This is a genomic window from candidate division KSB1 bacterium, assembly GCA_034506335.1.
In the GTDB taxonomy this organism is placed as follows: Bacteria; Zhuqueibacterota; Zhuqueibacteria; order JANLFK01; family Oleimicrobiaceae; genus Oleimicrobium.
This window is the reverse complement of sequence record JAPDPR010000012.1, coordinates 49,303-69,422: the sequence shown is the minus strand read 5'-3', so window position 1 is coordinate 69,422 and position 20,120 is coordinate 49,303. Positions and strand designations below refer to the sequence as shown.

The 20,120-nt window shown below is 57.8% G+C and carries 11 protein-coding genes; all 11 read right to left on the bottom strand.

Annotation, left to right across the window (positions count from 1 at the left end):
* On the bottom strand, positions 1-399 hold a 399-nt coding region (locus tag ONB25_06005), incomplete at its 3' end, for a 5-dehydro-4-deoxy-D-glucuronate isomerase (protein ID MDZ7392431.1).
* Between the two features lie 36 nt (positions 400-435).
* Positions 436-1,683, bottom strand: a complete 1,248-nt coding sequence (locus ONB25_06000) for a DUF4861 domain-containing protein (protein ID MDZ7392430.1) — start codon at positions 1,681-1,683, stop codon at positions 436-438.
* A 248-nt stretch (positions 1,684-1,931) separates the two neighbouring features.
* A complete protein-coding gene (locus tag ONB25_05995; protein MDZ7392429.1) occupies positions 1,932-4,001 on the bottom strand; it encodes a right-handed parallel beta-helix repeat-containing protein in 2,070 nt (689 codons plus the stop codon).
* Positions 4,002-4,090: 89 nt separating this feature from the next.
* Complete coding sequence (locus ONB25_05990) at positions 4,091-7,885, bottom strand: T9SS type A sorting domain-containing protein (GenBank protein ID MDZ7392428.1); 3,795 nt, start codon at positions 7,883-7,885, stop codon at positions 4,091-4,093.
* A gap of 74 nt (positions 7,886-7,959) precedes the next feature.
* Positions 7,960-9,519 carry a T9SS type A sorting domain-containing protein gene (locus ONB25_05985; protein MDZ7392427.1) on the bottom strand — a complete coding sequence of 520 codons (1,560 nt, stop codon included), beginning with the start codon at positions 9,517-9,519 and terminating at the stop codon, positions 7,960-7,962.
* 95 nt (positions 9,520-9,614) lie between these two features.
* A complete protein-coding gene (locus tag ONB25_05980) occupies positions 9,615-11,084 on the bottom strand; it encodes a hypothetical protein (protein MDZ7392426.1) in 1,470 nt (489 codons plus the stop codon).
* Positions 11,081-12,106 (bottom strand): PorV/PorQ family protein, encoded by a 1,026-nt coding sequence (locus ONB25_05975; protein ID MDZ7392425.1) that lies wholly within the window; start codon positions 12,104-12,106, stop codon positions 11,081-11,083. The genes ONB25_05980 and ONB25_05975 overlap by 4 nt, the downstream gene beginning before the upstream one ends.
* Positions 12,107-12,140: 34 nt before the next feature.
* A complete protein-coding gene (locus ONB25_05970; GenBank protein MDZ7392424.1) occupies positions 12,141-14,180 on the bottom strand; it encodes a T9SS C-terminal target domain-containing protein in 2,040 nt (679 codons plus the stop codon).
* A 195-nt stretch (positions 14,181-14,375) separates the two neighbouring features.
* Positions 14,376-17,243 carry a TonB-dependent receptor gene (locus ONB25_05965; protein ID MDZ7392423.1) on the bottom strand — a complete coding sequence of 956 codons (2,868 nt, stop codon included), beginning with the start codon at positions 17,241-17,243 and terminating at the stop codon, positions 14,376-14,378.
* A gap of 79 nt (positions 17,244-17,322) precedes the next feature.
* Entirely contained in the window at positions 17,323-18,555 is a 1,233-nt protein-coding gene (locus tag ONB25_05960) for a glycoside hydrolase family 88 protein (GenBank protein MDZ7392422.1), read from the bottom strand.
* Positions 18,556-18,726: 171 nt separating this feature from the next.
* Positions 18,727-20,091 carry a pectate lyase gene (locus ONB25_05955; protein ID MDZ7392421.1) on the bottom strand — a complete coding sequence of 455 codons (1,365 nt, stop codon included), beginning with the start codon at positions 20,089-20,091 and terminating at the stop codon, positions 18,727-18,729.
* Positions 20,092-20,120: the final 29 nt, after the last annotated feature.

Below are 20,120 nucleotides of genomic sequence, written 5' to 3'. Positions count from 1 at the left end.
CGCACTGTGCGCAGGATAACTCAGCAGGTAAAACTCCGCCGGCGTGGTTTTGTCTATGCTCTCGAACACTATCTGCTTAGTTCCCTGGCCCACGTAGATGATATCCTTGTTGGCTAGTCGGTGCGCGCCGCCGTCTACCCGAACCACGCCCTCGCCCCCAATGTTGAGGATGCCCATCTCGCGCCGCTCGCAGGAGAACCCGCTTGGGGACGATGTCTCTTGCAACGCTAAAGGTTTTCGCCTCGGCACTGCCGAGCCCACGATTGCTCTGTCCAAGTCAACGCCCACGAGCACTATTTTGTCCGGCACGAAAAGGGTGTCGACAAGAAAGCTCTGGCGTACCTCCACGGTCGTCATGCGCTGAAACCGGACTGGGTCAGCCAAGTATCGCATCTCCACGTGAGTAGCCTCCGATCAAAGGCCAAAGGTCTTGAGTTACTCAAGGACTATCGGATGGTCGAGCCTCTGCAGCATCTCCTCCAAGTAAGCCACGAACTCCGCCCGGGTCTTGATACCCCCGGGTTCTTGCTCCCATGCGGCCAAAAAGTGGTACGTTACCCTCCCTCCTGCCGGACGCAGCACAACCACGTGGCTGTACTCGTCCTCCGCGAAGGTCATGAGGTCTTCTTGGCGAAAAAGGACCGCCAGCCCCAGGCTGTCTCCCGCAAGGCTTTGTTTTCCATAGGTCGCCAGGTAACCGTATTGCCCCCCACCCACTGAAGTAAACGACTCGGCGGCAGGGTCTTTGACAATCCCCGTACAAAGGTTAGGCACGTTCCCCCTCACCTGCAACCGGTGAGTGGTTATTCTGCTTCCCGCTGTTATCGAAAGCTCGGAAACGAGGTCACTGCTATATCCCCCGATTCGCCAACCCCAATACGTGGTGCGAACAAGCGATTGCACCGGTCCGTCCAGCGCCACCTCGCACTGGACGCTGTCAACCACACTTACACGTTGTGCCTTACCGTCGACCCACATGCCCACTGAGCCGATGCCTAGCGACTCGCCAACTTTCAGGATATCCATCCCCCAATCAGCCATACTGTGGTAGGATTCGAATCCGTCCAGTCCCACCTCTTGCAAAACCATGCCAGGGACCTTCTTGCCAAAGACGTCAATGGCATTGCGCCAGTCTAGGTAGAAGCGATATCCCACGCGGTCGGACTCCCAGCCCGGGCCTTCAAAACGAATGAACTCCGAATGGTCGGTATGCTCCTTGGGCACCTGCAATGTGTGTACGTTCACCCATTGCCCGCCCACATACTTTCTCCCTACGAAGGCCCCTCCAGTCTTCACTGAAAGTTCGGCATGGGTTCGCCTGGTGTACGAGCGCTGCGTGATCTGCCCCGGCGAGTACTTCAGGACAATCTCCTTCGTGCTCTTGGGAGGAATGTCAAGCAGGACAACCAGTTGGTCTGCCTCCCCATCACCGTTGAGGTCGTTGGCCTGGCTTGGCACCTCCTTTCCTTCCCACAGTGCCAGGCATGCTTTGGGACCGAAGTCAGGAGCCTTGCGCCTTATGTCAGCAAGGTCAAGAATCAGCGCTTCATCAATCCGATGTACTGCGATGGGGTTGTGCACCCGAAATGTCACCGACTTGGGATGCTCCCTTTGTGTCTCCCGTCCACATCCGCCCGTGCACAGCGAGATTGCTGCCACCACTATTGTAAACCATGGTTTCATGCCCAGCTTCCTCCGGGGGCGGGTCCGCATGTGAACCCGCGCGTGTGCTTCCGACTGCTTGCCCATTTCTTTTGAAAAGCAGCCTCTTGATCCCTTGGTTCCGCCGCTCGTCTGCTTAGACCGAAGGCTTATCGGCGGGACACCGGTGCACTAGGGAGATCCTTGCGGGCCTCAACGAGGGCGACCTACGGACCAGAGCATGGCCTGGGGCACTTATGCAAAACAACTTCCTCAAACCACACCCGTCCTCAGCGCACCAGTAGCAGCTTGTGCATATATGCGAGGTTTCCTGCGTTCATGCGGCAGTAGTAGACGCCACTCGGCAACCCAGAGGCATCCCACACGACCGCATGGGTCTCTGCAAGGGAGCCACCCTCGTAGAGCCGCCCCACGTGGCGGCCCAGCGCATCGAACACGCTGACTTCTACTTCGGCCTGTTGGGGCGGTGTGAAGAGGATGGTCGTGCGTGCGCTGAATGGGTTGGGGTACGCGTCAAGCAGCCGAAAAACCCGCGGCGGAACTTGGGGCATCGCGACCCCTTGCGATGTCGAGCCAAGGAAAACCAAATACATCAGGGCAGTACTCCTTTGGTCTTTCGCGTTGCGCCCGAGGATCACCTGTTCTCCGGCTCCAACCTGCCGCCGAAACAGAGCTAACTCCTCAGGGGCTCCGCTCGCCGATCCAATCGTCAGCCGCATGCCGGTATTCTCATAGTCCTTGAGCCAGTCGGGCTTGTCAATAACAAGTTCCGAATGCGCCACGAAAAGCTCCATCGGCGCACGGGTGACGAACTCGGCCAGGGTGAAGAGGTAGTTCTTCGTCCGCGAGCTAAGCGATGGCTGGATCCACTCCTCCACCTGCAGCCCACTCGGTATTGATAAGACCACATGACTCGCTTCGCCGTAGGCCTGTGCCCCAAGGGGTGCTCCGGCCACCACGCACCAGGCGTCCGCATTCTCGATATCAAACACACGCAGATCATCCACAACGGTGCCCGATCCCCGATGCACGTAAGGTTCGACCCATTCCCCACCTTCGTACTCATAAGCCCCGATGTCGGGCGCTGATCCGCAAAAAGGATCTCCCGACACCACACCCCGGTCGATGACAACACTGCCTGGCCTCGGACGCAAGAGGTCGACGTTGGGCAGCGAGCCGTCCATCTGCCGCGGCGCCTTGGCGAGTTCTGTGTCGACGCTCAAGAAAACATCCTGACTGACGGCCAGACCTTGCCAACTATTGCCCAGCGCAAAGGAATTTGGTGGTAAGGTAGCCAACACTGATGAGGCAACGCTCAGGTTATTGACAAACATCGACTGGCCACGAACCGGGTCCCTCGGAAAATAGAAGTTCCGCCCATTGTTGAAAGCGGTGTTGTGGATCAGCGTGAGCGCGCCGGTATTGTTGTTGTGATCAAAGCCCTTGGACTGACGGGATGGGCCCAAGTTATCAAAGGCCATGGATCGTACCACGAGGTGGTCCCCCGGCACGTAATCCCCACCCAGCTTGAAGCCGTTGCCGTCCCCCCCGAAGCCCGGAGGGTTGCCAAAGAGCGACGGGTCCCCGTTCTTGAAAGCCCAACAGTTCTCCACTATGATCGTATTGGCTGCGCGCCAGAAATCAAATCCGTCATCTGCATTCGCCCACGCCCGGCAACCGACAAAACGGTTTCCGGGAAGAATGTCGAACTTTGCGCCGAAGCCATCGGCGTTTTCGCCTGCAGTCTTTACGTCAAAATTGAAGAAGCTGTCGCAATTCAAGATGAGATTGTGGGAGGCATTGCCGGCCATGTGAATGCCTGTGTCTCGATTGCCGTAGGCCGTAACCTGTTCAAGCACGTTGTAGCTTCCATCCATACGGATGCCATTGTGGCCCGCGTAGCGCACGGTGAGCCCGACGAGGTGCCAATACCATGCATTCAGGCGCACGCCGTTGTTGCTGCTTTCTTCCGCCTGTGCCGAAAAGTCAAGTATTGGAACTTCACCAGGACACGCGACGACGATGATCGGCTTCTCGGACGTCCCGTGGCGTGAGATCTTGATGGTGGCTGTATGGTAGTAAATCCCACCTCTCATCACAAACACGTCGCCAGGCCTTGCTTGGTTCACGGCATATTCCAATGAGGCCCACGGCAACTCCTCTGTGCCAGGATTATTGTTGTTTCCTTCAGGTGCAACGTAGAACACCCGATCGCCGCGCGGGATTTCCCCCCAGTACACGTTCAGCGGCACTGGAGGCTCCTGTGCAACAGAAAAGCCCCACAGGAGTAGCAGGCACAAGAGGATGATCTTTGCATTCAAGCCATTACGAAACGTCATACTTCCTCAAACATATGGACTGCCTCCTCAGCACGCGCATGGGAAACCCCTCCTCCGGCGTTGTTCCGGAGGAGGGGTGGCAAACATTCCTACTTGGCGACCACCAGTTTACGCACCAGGCTAGTGCCACCTGCCAGGAGCCTACAATAGTACACACCACTCGCCACCTGGCTGGCGTCCCATACTGCGGCGTAGGAGCCAGGTGCGTGGACCCGGTCAACCAACCTTGCGACCTCTCGGCCATGGGCGTCGAAGATGGTCAAGGTCACGCGAGTCGCTGCCGGGATCTGGTAACCGATGGTCGTCAGCGGGTTGAACGGGTTAGGGTAGTTCTGAAGGAGCGCCAAGGTGGTGGGCACGGCGTCCGCCACTTCACGGACGGAGACGCTCACTTTCAGGCTTCCACCTTCGTAAGAGATGGAGCCGGTTGGGCCGAGTGTAAAGGGGATCGTGTTGTCAAACTCGCCGGCCACAAGGTGAAGCACCCCATTGATGGTCGTTTGCTGCGACAAGACAACCCCAGCCTGGTTGTTGATGGTCAGGTCGTGCACAACGGTCGGCATTCTGGTGCTTGTCACCTGTCGGGCAGTTCCGTTGAATGAATAGTTGGCAGAGGTGCTCAGAGTCACCACCTCGTTGGGCAGCGTGCCAAGGAACCCGGCCACTCCGCCCTCATGCGCCAGAGCTAACGTCGCGCCGTCATCAAGGACAAAGATGCCATTGCCTGCCAGCACACTCAGCCCCGCATCCAAGGTAGTGCCGCTGCTCACCTGAATGGGCAAATTCATGATGGTATTGCCCTCACCCAGCGTGAGCCGCTGCACACCCTGCTTGGCAAACACAAACTTGGCATTGCCAGGCGTCGGGTTGGAGTTCTGCGTGGTGGCATTGGCCATGGAAAAATCACCCTCGTACAGATACCAGGTCGTGGTACCCGTCCCATTGCCCTGAGAACCACGCGCAATGGAAAAGTTCCCTCCCGTCACCTGGATGTTGCCATAGTGGTGCACTACAAAGGTGGTCAAGGCGTTGCCCGTCCCCTGCACCGAAAACGCGCCACCCTCCACAATCACATCCCCCATGACGGTGATCACCGAGCTATCTCCCGCAGCAGCCGTGCTCATCTGCCAGCGGTAGGCGCCAGTGTTCACCACCCGAATGTCACCGCCGATGGTGATGCCGTTCCACCCCATGTCGCGATTGCGGCCCAGGTTGGGGGTGTTGAACACCACGTGGTAGAAATTCTGATTGCGATTGGCAGGCGCATCCTGCACGGTGCCAGTCAACAGCAGCGTGGAGCCCTCACCCCAGGTGGCGATGGGAATCGCCCCGGCATCGCGCGCATGCTCATAGATGCTCGTGTCCACGAAGGCCAGCGAGCCAGTGCTCACTTCCACCACTGCCTGGTCCTGCACCTTGAGGTGGCCGCGCACTTCTACAGGCACGTCTACCCGGACTGTGTCGTTGTTGTCCACGGTGATGCGTTCCGTCCCCGAAGGGGGCATCGGTGCCGGCATCCAGCGATCGAATAGGTACGCTTCCCAGGTGCTCGCGGCGCTCCAGTCACCAGAGGTCAGCGAGCGGTACTCAGCCGCCACAAGTGGCACACGGAGGCTGCCGCCTTCAAACGACACCGAACCGGCCGGGCCAAGGCCGAAAGGTACGGTGTTGTCCAACTCTCCGGCTACCAGGTGCAGTACGCCATTCACAGTGGTCTCTTGCGTAAGTGTTACCCCAGCCGGGTTAGCGATAGTGAGGTCCTGCACCACGGTTGGCAGCGCGGCGCTTGTGACCTGCGGCTCCACTCCGTTGAAGGTGTAGTTGGCGGCGGTGCTCAAGGCTGCGAGGTTAGGCGGCAAGGTGCCCAAAAATCCTGCCACGCCCCCAGGATGAGCGGTTGCCAAAGTCGCCCCGTCGTTCAGAATGAATACCCCGTTGCCAGCCAAGCTGCTCACGCCCACATCCAGTGTGGTCCCGGGCAAGACCTCGATGGGCAGGTTCTGGATAGTATTGTTGTCACCAAGCGCGAGGTGCTGCACGCCCGTCTTTGCGAACACAAACTTGGCATTGCCAGGCGTGGGGTTGGAGTTCTGCGTGGTGGCATTGGCCATCGAAAAGTCACCTTCATGCAAATACCAGGTGGTAGTTCCAGAACCGCCCTGGGAACCTCTGGCGATGGAAAAATTGCCGCCGGTTACGAGGACGTCCCCGTAGTGGTGCACGATGAAGGTGGTATTCCCGGTACTGGTGCCCTGGACCGCAAACTGGCCGCTTTCCACGCGCACGTCCCCCAAGACCGTTATCACGGCTGTGTCCCCAGAGGCGATTGAACTCATGTGCCACCGATAAGAACCGGTGTTCACAACATGAATATCACCACTGATAGTCACCCCCTTCCACCCCATGTCCCTGTTGCGCCCAAGGTTCGGCGTGTTGAAGACGACGTTTGCGAAATTCTGATTCCTGTTGGCAGGCGCATCTTGGATGGTTCCGGTCAACAGGAATGTGGACCCAGCGGCCCAGATGCCGTTCGGAAGACTCCCTCCGTCGCGATCATGTTGGTAAACCGAACCCGGGGCGAAATAGATCGAATCGCTGGCTACGAGAGCCCCTCGGTTCACGACGGTACCTTCAACACCACCGGAGTCTGCAGTTACCGACCCTAATGCTTCGACGTACATCAGGCAGCCCGGCGACACTGTTATATGCTGTGCCCGTAGCGTGTCGTTGAGGGTGACCCCTTGAGGATTGGCTACGGTCAAAGTTCGCACCGTGTCGGGCAGCAACACACCCGGCACTTGCGGAAGGACTCCGTTGAACGTGTAGGAGGCCTGTTTGCTCAGAAGAATGGTCCTGGACCCGACCGGCCCAATGGCTTCATCCAGACCACCCGGGAGGGCCGTTTGAAGCCCAGCGCCAGGGGAGATGACGAAACTGCCATCGCCTCCGAGCCTTGAATTTCCCATATTGAGTGTGGCGCCGCTATCCACTTGTACGGGGAGCCCTCCCGCGCCATACGTGACATTCTCAAGTACCAGGTTCTGCACCCCACCGAGCTTGGCGAAGATAAAAGTGGCACGCCAAGGGTTTGAGTTCTGAGTGGTGGCGTTGGACATCAAGAAATCCCCTTGATGCAAGTACCATCTCGTCCACCCCGTGCCTCCTGCACCGCCTTGACTTCCTCTGCTCACAGAAAAGTTCCCGCCGGTCACCCGCACGTTACCATAGTGCTCCACTAACACTTGGGTCGAGCTACTGGTACCTTGCGTCTCCAGCTGTCCGCCTTCCACAATCACATCGCCCATAATGACGAGGGTCCCCGAGGTCCCACCTACCAGGCGCCAGCGTGAGCTTCCGCTGCTGACCACCCTGATATCCCCAGCTATGACTTTTCCTGCCAGGTTTAGGTCCAAGTTGCTGCTCAGATTGGGTGTATTGAGGACTACGTGGTGGTAGTTTTGCCCCCTATTTGCAGGCGCTGAATTGGTGATACCTGTAAAGAGGGCGGTAGAACCCTCGCCCCAAACGGCCAGAGGCACGCTCCCGCCGTTTCGCGCATGCTCATAAGTGCTCCCCTGAGCAAAGGCTAGTGAGCCAGTCGTGACCGTGACAACACCGTTTTCCTGCACTTTCAGGTACCCCTGCATTTCCACGGCCACATCCACCTTCACCGTGTCCGTCCCTTTGACCGTGATCTGTTCCGCACCAGTCGGTGCAGCGCTGGCTGCAACCCATTGCGAGCCGTCAAACATCTCCCAGGTGGCAGGGTTGCTCCAGTTGCCCGTAGTAAGGGACCGGTAGTCCCCCGCCTGCTGGGCGAGCAGCCCAGAAAACGCCATCACAAGGATGGTAACCACCAGAACAACGTGCTTCTCGCTGCTCATAACAAGCTCCTCCCTCTTGATGGAACTACTCGCTCAAGTTTCGTCGCCAGGCTCGTCCAAGTAGACTCCGGACTTTATTTCAGCAAGACTATCCTCCTCACTTCCACCTGGTTCCCCGCCTGAACGCGACACAGATAAACCCCGGATGGAAGCTCCCCTGCCTCGAAGACCAGCTGATGCATACCCGCCGTTTTGCGACCGGCAAGAAGGGTAGCTACCTCCTGGCCAAGCAGGTTCATGATCTTCACAGAGACCTCGGCAGGCCCAGGAAGCCCGAATCGGATTAAGGTGGAGCCGTTAAACGGATTTGGGTAGTTCTGCTCCACAAAAAAGCTTGCTGGCACGGCGCTTTGCTCTCGGGGAACAGAGACCGTCACCTTCAGGCTCCCACCTTCGTAGGAGATACTCCCGCTTGGTCCCAGCGTGAAGGGAATCGTATTATCGAACTCGCCTGCAACGAGGCGCAATGTACCGTTGATCGTGGTCGGTTGCGAAAGAGTGACGCCGGCGACATTGTTGATGATAAGATCGGCTACGATTGTGGGCATGCGCGTGCTGGTCACCTGGTGAACTGACCCGTTGAACCCGTAGCTGGAATTCTGGGCCAAGGTGACTGCCCCGGTCACGCTCTGCAGCACTTCCTCTACCCCACCGCCCAGAGCCGTCATGAGCGTTGCGCCCTCGCTCACTACGAAAATGCCGTTCCCGGCCAGTTTGCTTGTGCCCATGTCGAGCGTGGTCCCGCTGGCTATCTCAATGGGTAAGGCTGTGAGTGTATTGCCTTCTCCCAGATGCAAGTGCTGGGTTCCCTGCTTCGCAAAGACAAATCGTGCTCCGCCCGGCGTCTGGGTAGAACTTTGCGTTGTCGCGTTGGCCATGGAAAAATCACCTTGATAAAGATACCACGTGGTGGTCCCTCCCGGCTGGGAGCCGCGACTGATCGAGAAGTTTCCCCCCGTCACTACGATGTTGCCGTAGTGGTGGACAATAAAGGTCGTTTGAGCATTGCTCGTCCCCTGTACGGCAAACGCCCCGGCCTCGACTATTACGTCTCCCAATATCGTCACAATCGCGGTATCGTTCGCCAGAGCAGTGGTGAGGTACCAGCGTGCGCTCCCGGTGTTCACCACCCTCACATTCCCCCTGACTGTGGCATCGTTCAGGTTCATGTTTAAATTGGACAACTGCGAGGGAGTGTTGAACTCTATGTTGTAGTAGTTCTGGTTCCGATTCTCCGGGGCAGTAGATACGGTACCTGTCATGAGCAGCCTCGAACCGTCTGCCCATGTTATTGTGGGTATCTTTCCTCCGTCGCGGTCGTGCTGATAGGTTCCGCCGTTTCCCACCGTCAAGTTGCCGCCATCATTCACAATGCCCCGGTTGATGAGTGTCCCGGTGATAGTGATCGGTATGTTCACATAAACAGAGTCCGAGCTTTGCACGAGAATTGTCTCGCTACCGTTCGGCGGGGTCGCGGTAGCAAGCCAGGTTGTTCCATTGTACCGCTGCCAGATTTGCGCGTTGCTCCAGTCGCCGCTATTCCTTGTTCGGTAATCCCCTACAGCCTGCGCCCACAGGGTAGAGGCAACGAGCAACGCCATTAGCACAAACGGTATCAACTTCCTGCTCTTCATGGCATACCTCCACTTTGACCAACGCCTGGGTCTTGCCGCAAGACGCTCCCCCCTTGTTCAACCCGCCTCTCAGTGTATTGCCCCCTCGCCCGGTTTCAGGGTTTGGCCCTAAGCGCATACGACACCTGGGCCAGGAGCGTCCAACGCCGTTGCTGGTTCTTGCTGATTGCACTAGACCAGATATCTTGATACTTTGTGATCCCACTTTCGCACGCCAAATCCAGCACAAGACTTCCCACAGAGACACCGATTCCCGCACAGTAGACCGAGTAAGATACTGGCTCGCCCGGAAGATGGTTACCCTCCGGCTCAAAGACCTCGGCTTCGTTCCGCATGCCAGCGCGCAGTGCCAACCACCAGGTCGGGTAGTATTCCAGCCCCATGCGGTAAGGCGAGCTGGAGAGCCACGGTGAGCTTTCATTGCCCTGGGGATCGAGGTAGCGCACGGAGGCAAACGGCCGCACCTCATACTCGAATCCGATGCGGAAGTTTTCCCGCGGGCTCACGGAAACACCCAGTACTGCCCGCCAAGGGAGTTCGAGAGAATCTTCGCTTCGTTTGTCGATCAACGTGGGCAATCCGGTGGAGTCGGCTTTGACACGCAGTGAAGAGGTCCTCTTGATCTCTATCGGAGGTCTGACCGCAAACCCTATTCGCGCATAACGTCCGCCGACGGTCCCACTCACCGCGAAATCGACGCCACTGAAATCAGAAGTGCCTGACCGAATCACCCTCCTATAGACAGAATCTGCTCGAAAGGCGTTGGAAAAGAAAATGAGCTTCCCGCGGCCTATCTCCTGCTCAAAGTCCTCGCTGCTGCCTCGGATATACAAGCCGCTGAGACCGAACGAGAGGTGGTACTTTTCCGCAGTGGCGGCAAGGACCAACCCATAGCCATACAGTGCTCCGTTTCGGGACCGGATGGTTTGGTACCAATCCACCGCCAAGGGATTGTCATCAGTTGGGCGCAATGTAGGGAGCGGCCTCTGCGAGAGGATAGAGGGGGACAACACATTGTTGTTTTGGTAGAAATGGTTCAGGTTCGCATATTGGACCATCCCGCCTCCGGCGACCAGGCTTATTTGTCCTCGCAAGACCGGCACCGCCATCAATACATGCAAAGGCCTGTTTGCGCGCTCGGAGCGACTCCAATTGGGGCCAATGTTGTCGTAAGGTCGCTGGACGGTGTCCGCGGCCGTGAAACCCGGAAGCTCTGGATTAGGGTCGGGAATCGCCCCAGTTAGCCCTTCCAGGAGAAGGCTGAGGTTCGGGTAGTAACGCACCGGCGCATACTGCTGTTCTTGCTCCTGGCGGTTCCACGAGAACCATCCCGCCACTGCGAATTGCGCTCTCCGTATCCCTTCCAACGATGTGGGGCAGTTGAACATGGCGGCAACATCCCCATCCGACACGGTGCTTATGCCACCCATGCCGCGGCTTGCCACCGAGTGGACCTGCACGTGCTCCACGCCTTGGAACAGCAGCGGGCCTCCGTATCCCTGGCAATACGCGCTGTGCGAAGTCAAGAAGCAGGTGCCCAAAAACAACATGCTCCAACGATTCATGGCAAGGTCATTCCCACGCTAATTCGCTGCACATTACCCAGGTAGAGCCCCATGTCTCCGTAGCTCCAGTCCAACCTCACCCCGAGTCCATCGACACGGTACTTAAGGCCGGCCCCCAAGGTTAACCCATCAAAGTCATAATTGAATTTGTACCCCATACGCAGGGCAACCGTGTCATGCCACTCGTATTCCGCCCCCAAATGTACCTGTTGGTCGTAGTCATTGGGGTGGAATATGTCGCAGGCAACGCCCAGCCGGTATCCGTTGTCCCTGGGGAGAAGCAGAGCTTGTGGGCCTACCAGGTCGGCCCCCACGCCAAGACGGAACAGGAGCGGCACTGGGTGAGATTCCCTGGCGAACTTGACGTTGGCACCAAAGTTCTGCACGGACGAGCCCAGGTGAATCGTCCGGTACCCGGTGTTGTAGCGAATGCCCACGTCAAAAAAAAGACCGCCTGCCCACGTCTTGACGCGTTCATAAAGTCCCTGGCGCACCATTGCGGTCACTTCCCGTTCGCTGAATAGGGATTGATACGCGTACTTTGCTCCTATCCCAACGGAGAATTTGTCCGTCAGGTAGCGCGCATACGACACCCCTACCACGCACGCAAATGGGCGGAAAGTTCTGCCAGTGAATCCAGGGTGTTCCGGGTCATTGATGTAGGGCCTGGCAGTAGTTGTCTCCTCGAACTCCCCGAAGTCAACGTATTGCAACTGCGCTCCCACTGCTCCGGCGCCCAACGGCATTGCCATGGCCAGGGCGCCCTGCTGGGAGTCGAAGAGCCAGTCGACATAGGTGGTAGCAACCTCGAGTCGCTCCAACTGGGCAAGCCCGGCCGGATTCCAAAAGGACGCCTCTGCTCCGGTCGCCCACACTGCGTAGGCTTCTCCAAGGGCTGCACCTCGCGCGGAAGGCACAACCTTCAGAAACTGCATTGAGGTGCTGCCCACCTTTTGCGCCTCGGTCGGGCCTGGAAAGCACCAGAGCGCCACAAGCACGACCACACCGGTGGATTTGTGCATCAAGCCAACCCTCATGCTATTAGTCCTGTAAGTCTCAGTGAATTACAACGAACTTGCCACGGGCACGTTTTCCCGTTTCCAAGTCCTCAACGACGAAGTAGTACACACCAGAGGCCACAAGTTGGTTGTTGACGCTCAACTGGTACCAAGGATTGCCGTACGTTTCGCGCTCGTGCTTGATCGTCGTCACCAATTGCCCGGTGTAGGAAAAAATCCTGATGACGCAACGCTTTGTCAGGCCCATGAATTGGATGCGGTCGCCAATCTCGCCGCCCGGGTCCGAACCGGTTAGACCACTGGTGACGATCAGCGGATTCGGCACAACGTAGACTTTCCCCAAGCTCTCCGAGGGTGGGGCCTGGGTCTCGTGGAGAGTCAGATTGGTCATACCGCTCCTTCCCCCTAGCTCGTCGATAGATACGACCGCGTATGCCACGTTGTCCCCGAGGTTGCTGTAAGGATCGAGCACAGCGTACTGACCATCCTGGAAGTATCTGGGGTCGCGCACCCCAACAGAGTCGATCACGGTCCACGGCCCTAAGGGGTGTGGCGCACGAAGTACCAGGTAGTGATTGAGTCGCGCCCGCAATCTAGGACAGTCGAATTCTTCAACCTCGGGTCCCCAAACGATACGATTGGCAGCAGCGTGCGTGTCCTCAATGCGAATCGCCGGGGCGGGAAAAGGTATCTGGACTGTATTGTACACGCCTTTCGGTGGTGTCTCTTCCGGTTTGAATTGCAATGTGTCGTATTTCGCGAGTGGAAGGCCCGTGTACATTTGAATAGCGCGGTCCGCTACATCCCGGATGGACACTACCCCTGGCGTGACGTACCAGGGGAGCGGGTGATCCTGCAAATAGGTGCTGCCGATGTAGTCCTTGCTTCCCAGAAAGCTGTATCGCAGCGTGTCATACCAGCTTGGTACCGGATTGAAGTAGTAACCAGCATCCACTCCGGCGCGGACATTTCCACCCAAATCCTTGTACTTACGATCACCAGGGCCTCCTGGGCCATAGCCCACCAGTTCCGCTACCGCAAATCGCATTGTTTCCCCTGGGGGCAACAGATAAGGGAAGAAGCCGTACCCCCGCGAAACCGGCTGCCACCACGAAAGGTTGGCTGAGGTTTTGGTACGTCCCTTCCAATACTTCCACAGCGCAGGTTCAAACTGGGTGCAGAAGCGAGTCGAATCATCCTCCCCTTGCCAGATACCTGTCTTGCGCCTTAGAGTCGGGTCCATCCACGTGGCCGTCTTTGCCTCTGCCGGCAGGTTCCCGTTCTCGTAACGCAGGAGAAACGGTTGCTTAGCTTTACCGTTTTCGTCCCACATACCTGCGCTATCGCTGGGAGCAAGGAAGACCTGGGAGGTTTGCTTTCGGGTGGCCAGGTGCTCGTAATCATAGTGGAGCACCATGATTCCCACTGCCTGGGGTGAATTAAGGCCGCCGCGATTGCCAGGTGATGACCACTCTTCGAAAAACACGGGGTCTGGCAAACCATCGCGCTCGTGGTTGTAGCTCATCCAACGTTTCAGGTCAAAGCGCGCAAAGTGATCTCCGAGGCCTGCCGGCGGCTGCCCCCGGAAGGCGCTTTCAGTCCAATTCCCATGATTCCGCTGGTACCCGAACATCGAGGGGGCAAAGGTGTTGGCAAAGGTGATGAACACGTCGAAGAGCGTATCCGAGGTGATATTTGTGAACTCGTACTCGTAGATGATAAAGCTGTCGTAGCCGGGGTAGCTCCAAGCCCTGCTGGTGCGTGTCACCCGAATGCCCACGGGCGTGTCCCAGCGCGCGATAATGATTTCCTCAGCCTCGTCCGGATTGAACGACGGGTTGAGCGTACCGTCAGCGAGCACCGGAAAGTTCTCTATTCGCTGAATGTCGAGGGGCATGCTGTAGACACCCACCACTGGCACCGGGTCGCCGCTCGAGTTGGAGACGGCACCACAGAACGCGTATTTGCGCCCACTCGGGCGTGTGCCCGCGATCCAGACGCCGCTGCCGAACGAGTTGTGTTGGCCTGGGTAATTCCTCCGCTCAAGGACGATGCGCGAGTACGGAGGCCACTCCATGCAGGGAGTTCCCGGTTGCACGGTGCCACCTGCGCTGTAAGCTCGGCCCAACTCCCCTGTGTTGAAGACGGTCTGGTGGAGCATGCCTCGAGAGTGCACGCGCCAATCCCGTTGCTCCGAGGCAGCCAACTGTACCCAGCATAGCACAAGTAGAATAGATCGCACAGTTCTCATAGTCCGCTCACCCGGATTGGCCTAAAACTCCACCACCATGCCACAGTGGAATGAACGTGGTGCATTGTCATAGATGAGAAACGATTGGTCGAGGCTGAATGGGCCTTGTCTCCCTTTGTCCCACCAGTAGCGTACGCCGTTGTCTTTGTCGTCGATGGGATACTGCTCGTAGTACTGAAGCGGGAGGTTTGGATTTGTGGCAGTCGGGCGCTGGAAAAGATAGTCGTAGTTAAGTATCTTGTGGTTGAAAACGTTGAAGACCTCGAGGTAAAGCCTGCTGGATAGGCCGAGGAACCTATGCAATGTCTTGGTAATGCGGAGGTCCGCGCTGTGCTCTGTCGGGGCGCGCTTCACATTGATGAGGCGGATATCGCTTGGCGAGGTATAGGGTCTGCCACTTCGCACGGTAGCGTAGAAGGAGACCGAGGCCTCAGCAAGCGGGCGCCACCGCCCAAGCGAAGGCCCCCAGTCTTTGCCTGTGGTGTAACTCATGGTCAAAACCAAGTTGTGCGTCCTGTCGAAATCGAGCACTATGTCGCGGGTCGGCACGTTAGTCAGGTCGGTGGTCACAACCATGCTCGTGTCGCGGTTGAAGATCGGCGTAGCGGCCGTGGCCGTTGCGCTCTTACCGGTCGCATACCCGTACTGGTAATTGACCGAGCCAGTTAGAGCGCCCCTCCTCTTGCTCACCATCACCCGGAAGCCGCGAATATCCGCATAGTCCAGGTTGAAGTATGAGCTCACCTGGTACCCCGCCCTTTGGTCGATGAAATTGGCCTGCTGCACAAGGTGTTTGACGTCTTTGTAATAGCCACTCACATCTACGGTAAACCCCTCGCCAAGGGCCTGCACCACGCCGACATCGTAGCTATTGGTCGTCTCGGGCTCCAGTTTAGGGTTACCGAGGATGATGGGATCGTGTAACCTTTGGCCTACGCGCTGGGCAACGAGATACTGTAACGAGGGCCTTTGCATGAAGGCACCGTAGTTGAGGTGAAACACCGTGCTCGCCGACACCGGAAAGGAGAATCCAAGCCGTGGCTGCAGGCGAGCATAGGTGGGCGAGCGCTTTCGTTGCCCTCTATCGGGCGAAAACCTGCCCAAGGAATCTGCGCTCCCGAATGGCGTATAGAGGTCCACATAGTACTCGGCCCCCGAATGCCAGACATCCAATCGCAGCCCCACATTTGCGATAAGGCCCTCGAATTCCATTTTGTCCTGGGCGTAGAAGGCTGCTTCAAATGGGTGCGCAGTGTAGCGCTCTAATTGTCGACTCGAGCGAACATTGAGGAAATTTGACACGTCCACTGAGTAAGCGTTAAGCTGCACCCCCGCGTTGAGCAGGTGCGCTCGTGTCACTTGACTGGTGAATGCACCATCCAGCGAAAGCGTGCGTGTCTTTTCCCTAGTGAAGGAGTCGTAACCCAGTTGGTAACTCAACTGATCAGGCGAGTTGTTGTTCGGGAAGGCGATTGTGCCGACCACCCAGTTGAAGTCAATCGAGTCCGGGAGGACATCCGGCACCGGGGTTGCCCCCACCATGTTGGAGGTGACGAGGGAATTCAACTTCAGCTCATAAAAGGTCTTCTGGCTCAACGTTTTGGTAAACCGTGCACCAAGCTGGGTATTGAGCCTCTTGCGCTGTCTAGTTCCCGTAATACGGTCCCACAGCCATCTCTGGTAGCCACTCACGCTGTTGGCGCCGGGAAAGACAATGTCATCTAAGCGCGACAGTCCACCGCTAATGCGGAGAGTGGCCGTGCCGCCCACGTCAGTCACGAGGTTCCCCATTGCTTGGTGTTCTTGGCTGGGTTGTTCCGTGGGAAAAACTGGCCATTCCCGTTCTGAGCGTAATGCCACAAACATGCGCATCTTCCGGTTGAGGGGCCCGCCCGTGGCCAGTTCCAACGCATAGTCCATGTTGTTTCCGTAGGTGAGGCCGATATCTCTACGGGTTTGTCCCCACAGGGCCCTCGCCACGGCCAGTTGCACCAATGTGTCGCCGGCAAAGCCACTGGTCAGTCCAGAGGCCATGGTGCCATAGTACGGTTGCGCGTGTTCGGCGCTCGGGTCGCCTCGCAGCCACACGTTTTCATCAAGGAGTAAGCGAAGATAGCGATTTGCGTTAGGATCGTAGACACTTGGCCCGAAGTGCTTGCGCCCTGGTGCGCGCACTCGCGACTCAAAGCGGGTGTGCCAGGTGTGCCGATCCCCCTCTTTCATCGAAATGTTCACAATGCCCGACTGGGCGTTCCCGTATTGCGCCCCAAAGCCGCTGGTGATCACCTCCACCTCCTCCACCCCGCTCATGATGGGCAAGAAGGCTGAGGAGCGGTCCAGGGGGTTAACAATACCCAAGCCCTGTAGGAGGTAGTATTCCTCGCCTTGTCGTCCGCCGCGAAAGTGGCCGTCCACAATGTCGGCCGCAAGTCCAATCACATCGCCGATGTCCCGGATGCCGGGAAGCATCTGCACCTCGTCGAAGCGGACGATGGCGCTAGTAGAGGTCTTGTCTCGTTCCACATCAGGGCGGGTCGCCTGCACCACGACCTCCCCTAGCTCCAACACGGTTTGCGTCAAGGCGAAATTGACCGGCGTGGTCCGACCCACGTTCACGATCACGTCGACGACCACCATCGGCTTATACCCCATCATCGAGGCGCGTATGGAGTACTTTCCTGGCGGCACATTGAGGATGTAGTAGGACCCGGTCCCATCCGTTGCCGCCCCCATGGTGGTCCCGACGATCACGACATTGGCGCCAGGTAGTGCCTCGCCGGTGCCCGCATCGGTGACCTTGCCGGCAATCTTACCTACGCTCTGCGCCATTCCTAGGCCAGCAGACCATAACAGCAGCGCGCAGACAGAGCAAAGCCTCATGCCTTTCATTGGCGCAAATTACCTCCCGCGATGGATAGGTGCACTCTGCTCTCCCGCTTCTCGCGTCTTCAGCGGAGCTTTCCAGGCCTCAATGTGGTACGCGACGTGAAAGCCTCGCCAGTTCGGCACAGGCAGCAAGGAAAGGCCCGAGCCCCTTGCCGTCGTTAGGGACCACTGGCTCCATGTACACATAGTACTCGTAGCTGCCATCGCGTACTTTCTCATGGTAGTCTCCACCCAGACCAGCACTCTTGCATATCCTTACCAGGTTAACACCTCCGCCTGAATCCTGGTACAGCGTAAACTTTGTCAGTCCTTGAAATCCTTTTCGAACAGTTGAGAGATACGATTTGTCCAAGTATCCGATGCGTACTGCTTTTGCCAGCGCATAGACGAACATCGCGGATGCCGAGCTTTCGAGGTAGTTCCCGGAGCGGGTCCCTTGATCTATGACCTGGAACCAGAGCCCCGTACGGGCATCCTGGTACCTGCGCACGGCTTGAGCTAGGTTACCCAACGACTTGATGAGGTCGCCGCGCCTCGGGTGGCTTTCCGGGACAAAATCCAACACGTCAACAAGAGCCATCATGTACCATCCCAGGGCTCGAGCCCAAAAGGAAGGCGATACACCAGTGGCCGGATCTGCCCAGCTTGCTTGCCGTGAGTGGTCCCAACCGTGATAATAGAGCCCAGTCCGAGCATCGCGCAGGTGCCGTTCTACAAGCTCGAATTGCCGGAAAACGTCCTCCAGCAGGGTGCTGTCCCCATACATTGCGGCAAACTCTGCACAGAATGGCTGCGCCATGTAGAGTCCATCCAACCACATCTGATGCGGATAGATTGCCTTATGCCACAATCCCCCAAGAGCATTGCGCGGGTGTGTTCTGATCTGTTCCCGTATCTGCTGGGCTGCCTTTGCGTATTTTTGTTCCCCAGTCTGTTTGAACAGGAACAGGAGGAGCCGGCCTTCTTGCACGTCATCAAGACTATACTTGCCCGGGTTATAGCCTGCAATCTCGCCGTCCTCCTTCACTGCCCTATCGACAGTGGCCTTGAGGTACGAGAAATAGCGTTCCTCGTTGGTGACGCGCCACAGCTCTTCAAACCCGCGCAACACCGTCCCTGTTACATAGTCCCAGTCACCGTACCCGGCAGGCTGGCGCTTCATCACTGTCTCTGCAACGCGCGTGGCCCAAAAAAGTGGGTCTTGACTTTCGGGGCCAGGCGTTCGCTCACATGAGCCGAACGCTATTATGAGCGTGCAGAGGGAAACCGCGCTCCACTTTGCCAACCTCTTGTGCCCACTTGTGTCTTCCCACATCATTGCTACTGTATCAGCCCTCTTGCCCACTGCTTCGCCCTGCCTTTTCATGCGCTCGCTGGTGAAGTTGGAGCAATGCCACCCCCGTCTGTTCGCCCAACGGGTCACAGCCTGCTTTTTCCCTCCATGACTGAACAGACCCAGGTGCCTACGCGACTGGGAGCATACAGATCACCACTTGCGGTCTGATGCACCGTTCCCTCCCGTTTCTCCTCGGAGGATGGCCTCTTGGTGACACAAGGCATCAAAATAATCCTCCAGGTTTGTGTACCCATCTCCGTCAGGGTCGGCATTGCCATCTGCAGGATCGTTGGGGTTAAGGTTTCGCGCCAATTCCCACACGTCGGGCATGCCGTCGTGGTCAGAATCAGCAGGCGCGTCCCCATTGCGAAGCTCAGGCCATCCCCCCACTTGTTCCTGTGAATCGATGATCCCGCGTTTGCCCGAGCCGAACCTCGCTGTGCCGGTGCGCACCTCCTGGATGATCCGCTCATCCACCTGGTCGCGCCTGGGCAGCACCGCCCCCGCCTGCGCCAGGACCAATGCGTAGGCAGCCTCGGCGCTGTGCGTGGTCACTGGAGCCACGACAAAAGGTTCTGCAGCTCGAACCTTGCGCCAGAAGTCACCCTGAACTCCCCCGGCCCAGTTGTCCTCTGTGATTTGGTTGAAGCCGAAAACGTAGTTGTCGGCTATGTACCAACGGCCCTGGTCGCTCCACGGCTCCACGATCCTGTTCTTGTGCCTCGTTGCCGGGCCATACTTGTAATAGTTTCCGACAACATTGTATCGACCACCTTCCCCTCCATAGGCACTTTGCTCCCCCCAGTTGTAGATCACGTTGTTCCGGAAATCGACCAGTTCACGCTCGGGTTCTCCGTGGTAACGGCTGCCGTTGAAGCGTGGATTTCTGCTCGCATGGTGAGCGAGCAGGTTGTGGTGAAATGAAGCACCCTTGCCGCCCCAAATGCCGCCATAGCCGTGTGAGCCCTTGTGGTGGTAGGACCGGTTCAGGCTTTCGGCAATGATGCACCATTGCACTGTGGTGTTCTCGTTATCCCGGACTGTCAGCACCTCGTCAGTGGCCCAGCTAAATGAACAATGGTCAATGATGATGTCCTTCCGGAACATGACACTGAGCGCGTCCCCCTCGGTTTTCGCAAGGTCACCCATCCGCACCCGGATGTAGCGGATGATCACATTATCAGCGTCAACGATGAGTGGATAGCCGCGTATACAGATACCGTCCCCCGGGGCTGTCTGGCCGGCGACTGTCACGCTATCGCATGTGATCACCAGAGGTGAGAGCAACGTAATAGTGCCTCCGACCCTGAACACCACAGTTCGCGGCCCAGGTTGAGTGAGAGCCGCGCGTAAGGTGCCGGGACCTGAATCGTCCAGGCTGGTGACCTCGATTACTCTCCCCCCGCGACCGCCACTCACGAAGCGGCCAAAGCCCTCAGCGCCCGGAAAAGCAAGCGGCTGCGCAGAGAGGTAGGCCACAGCCACGAGGCTGGTTATGACAAGAACGACTCGCATGGACAGTCCACATCGCACCCGAACAACCG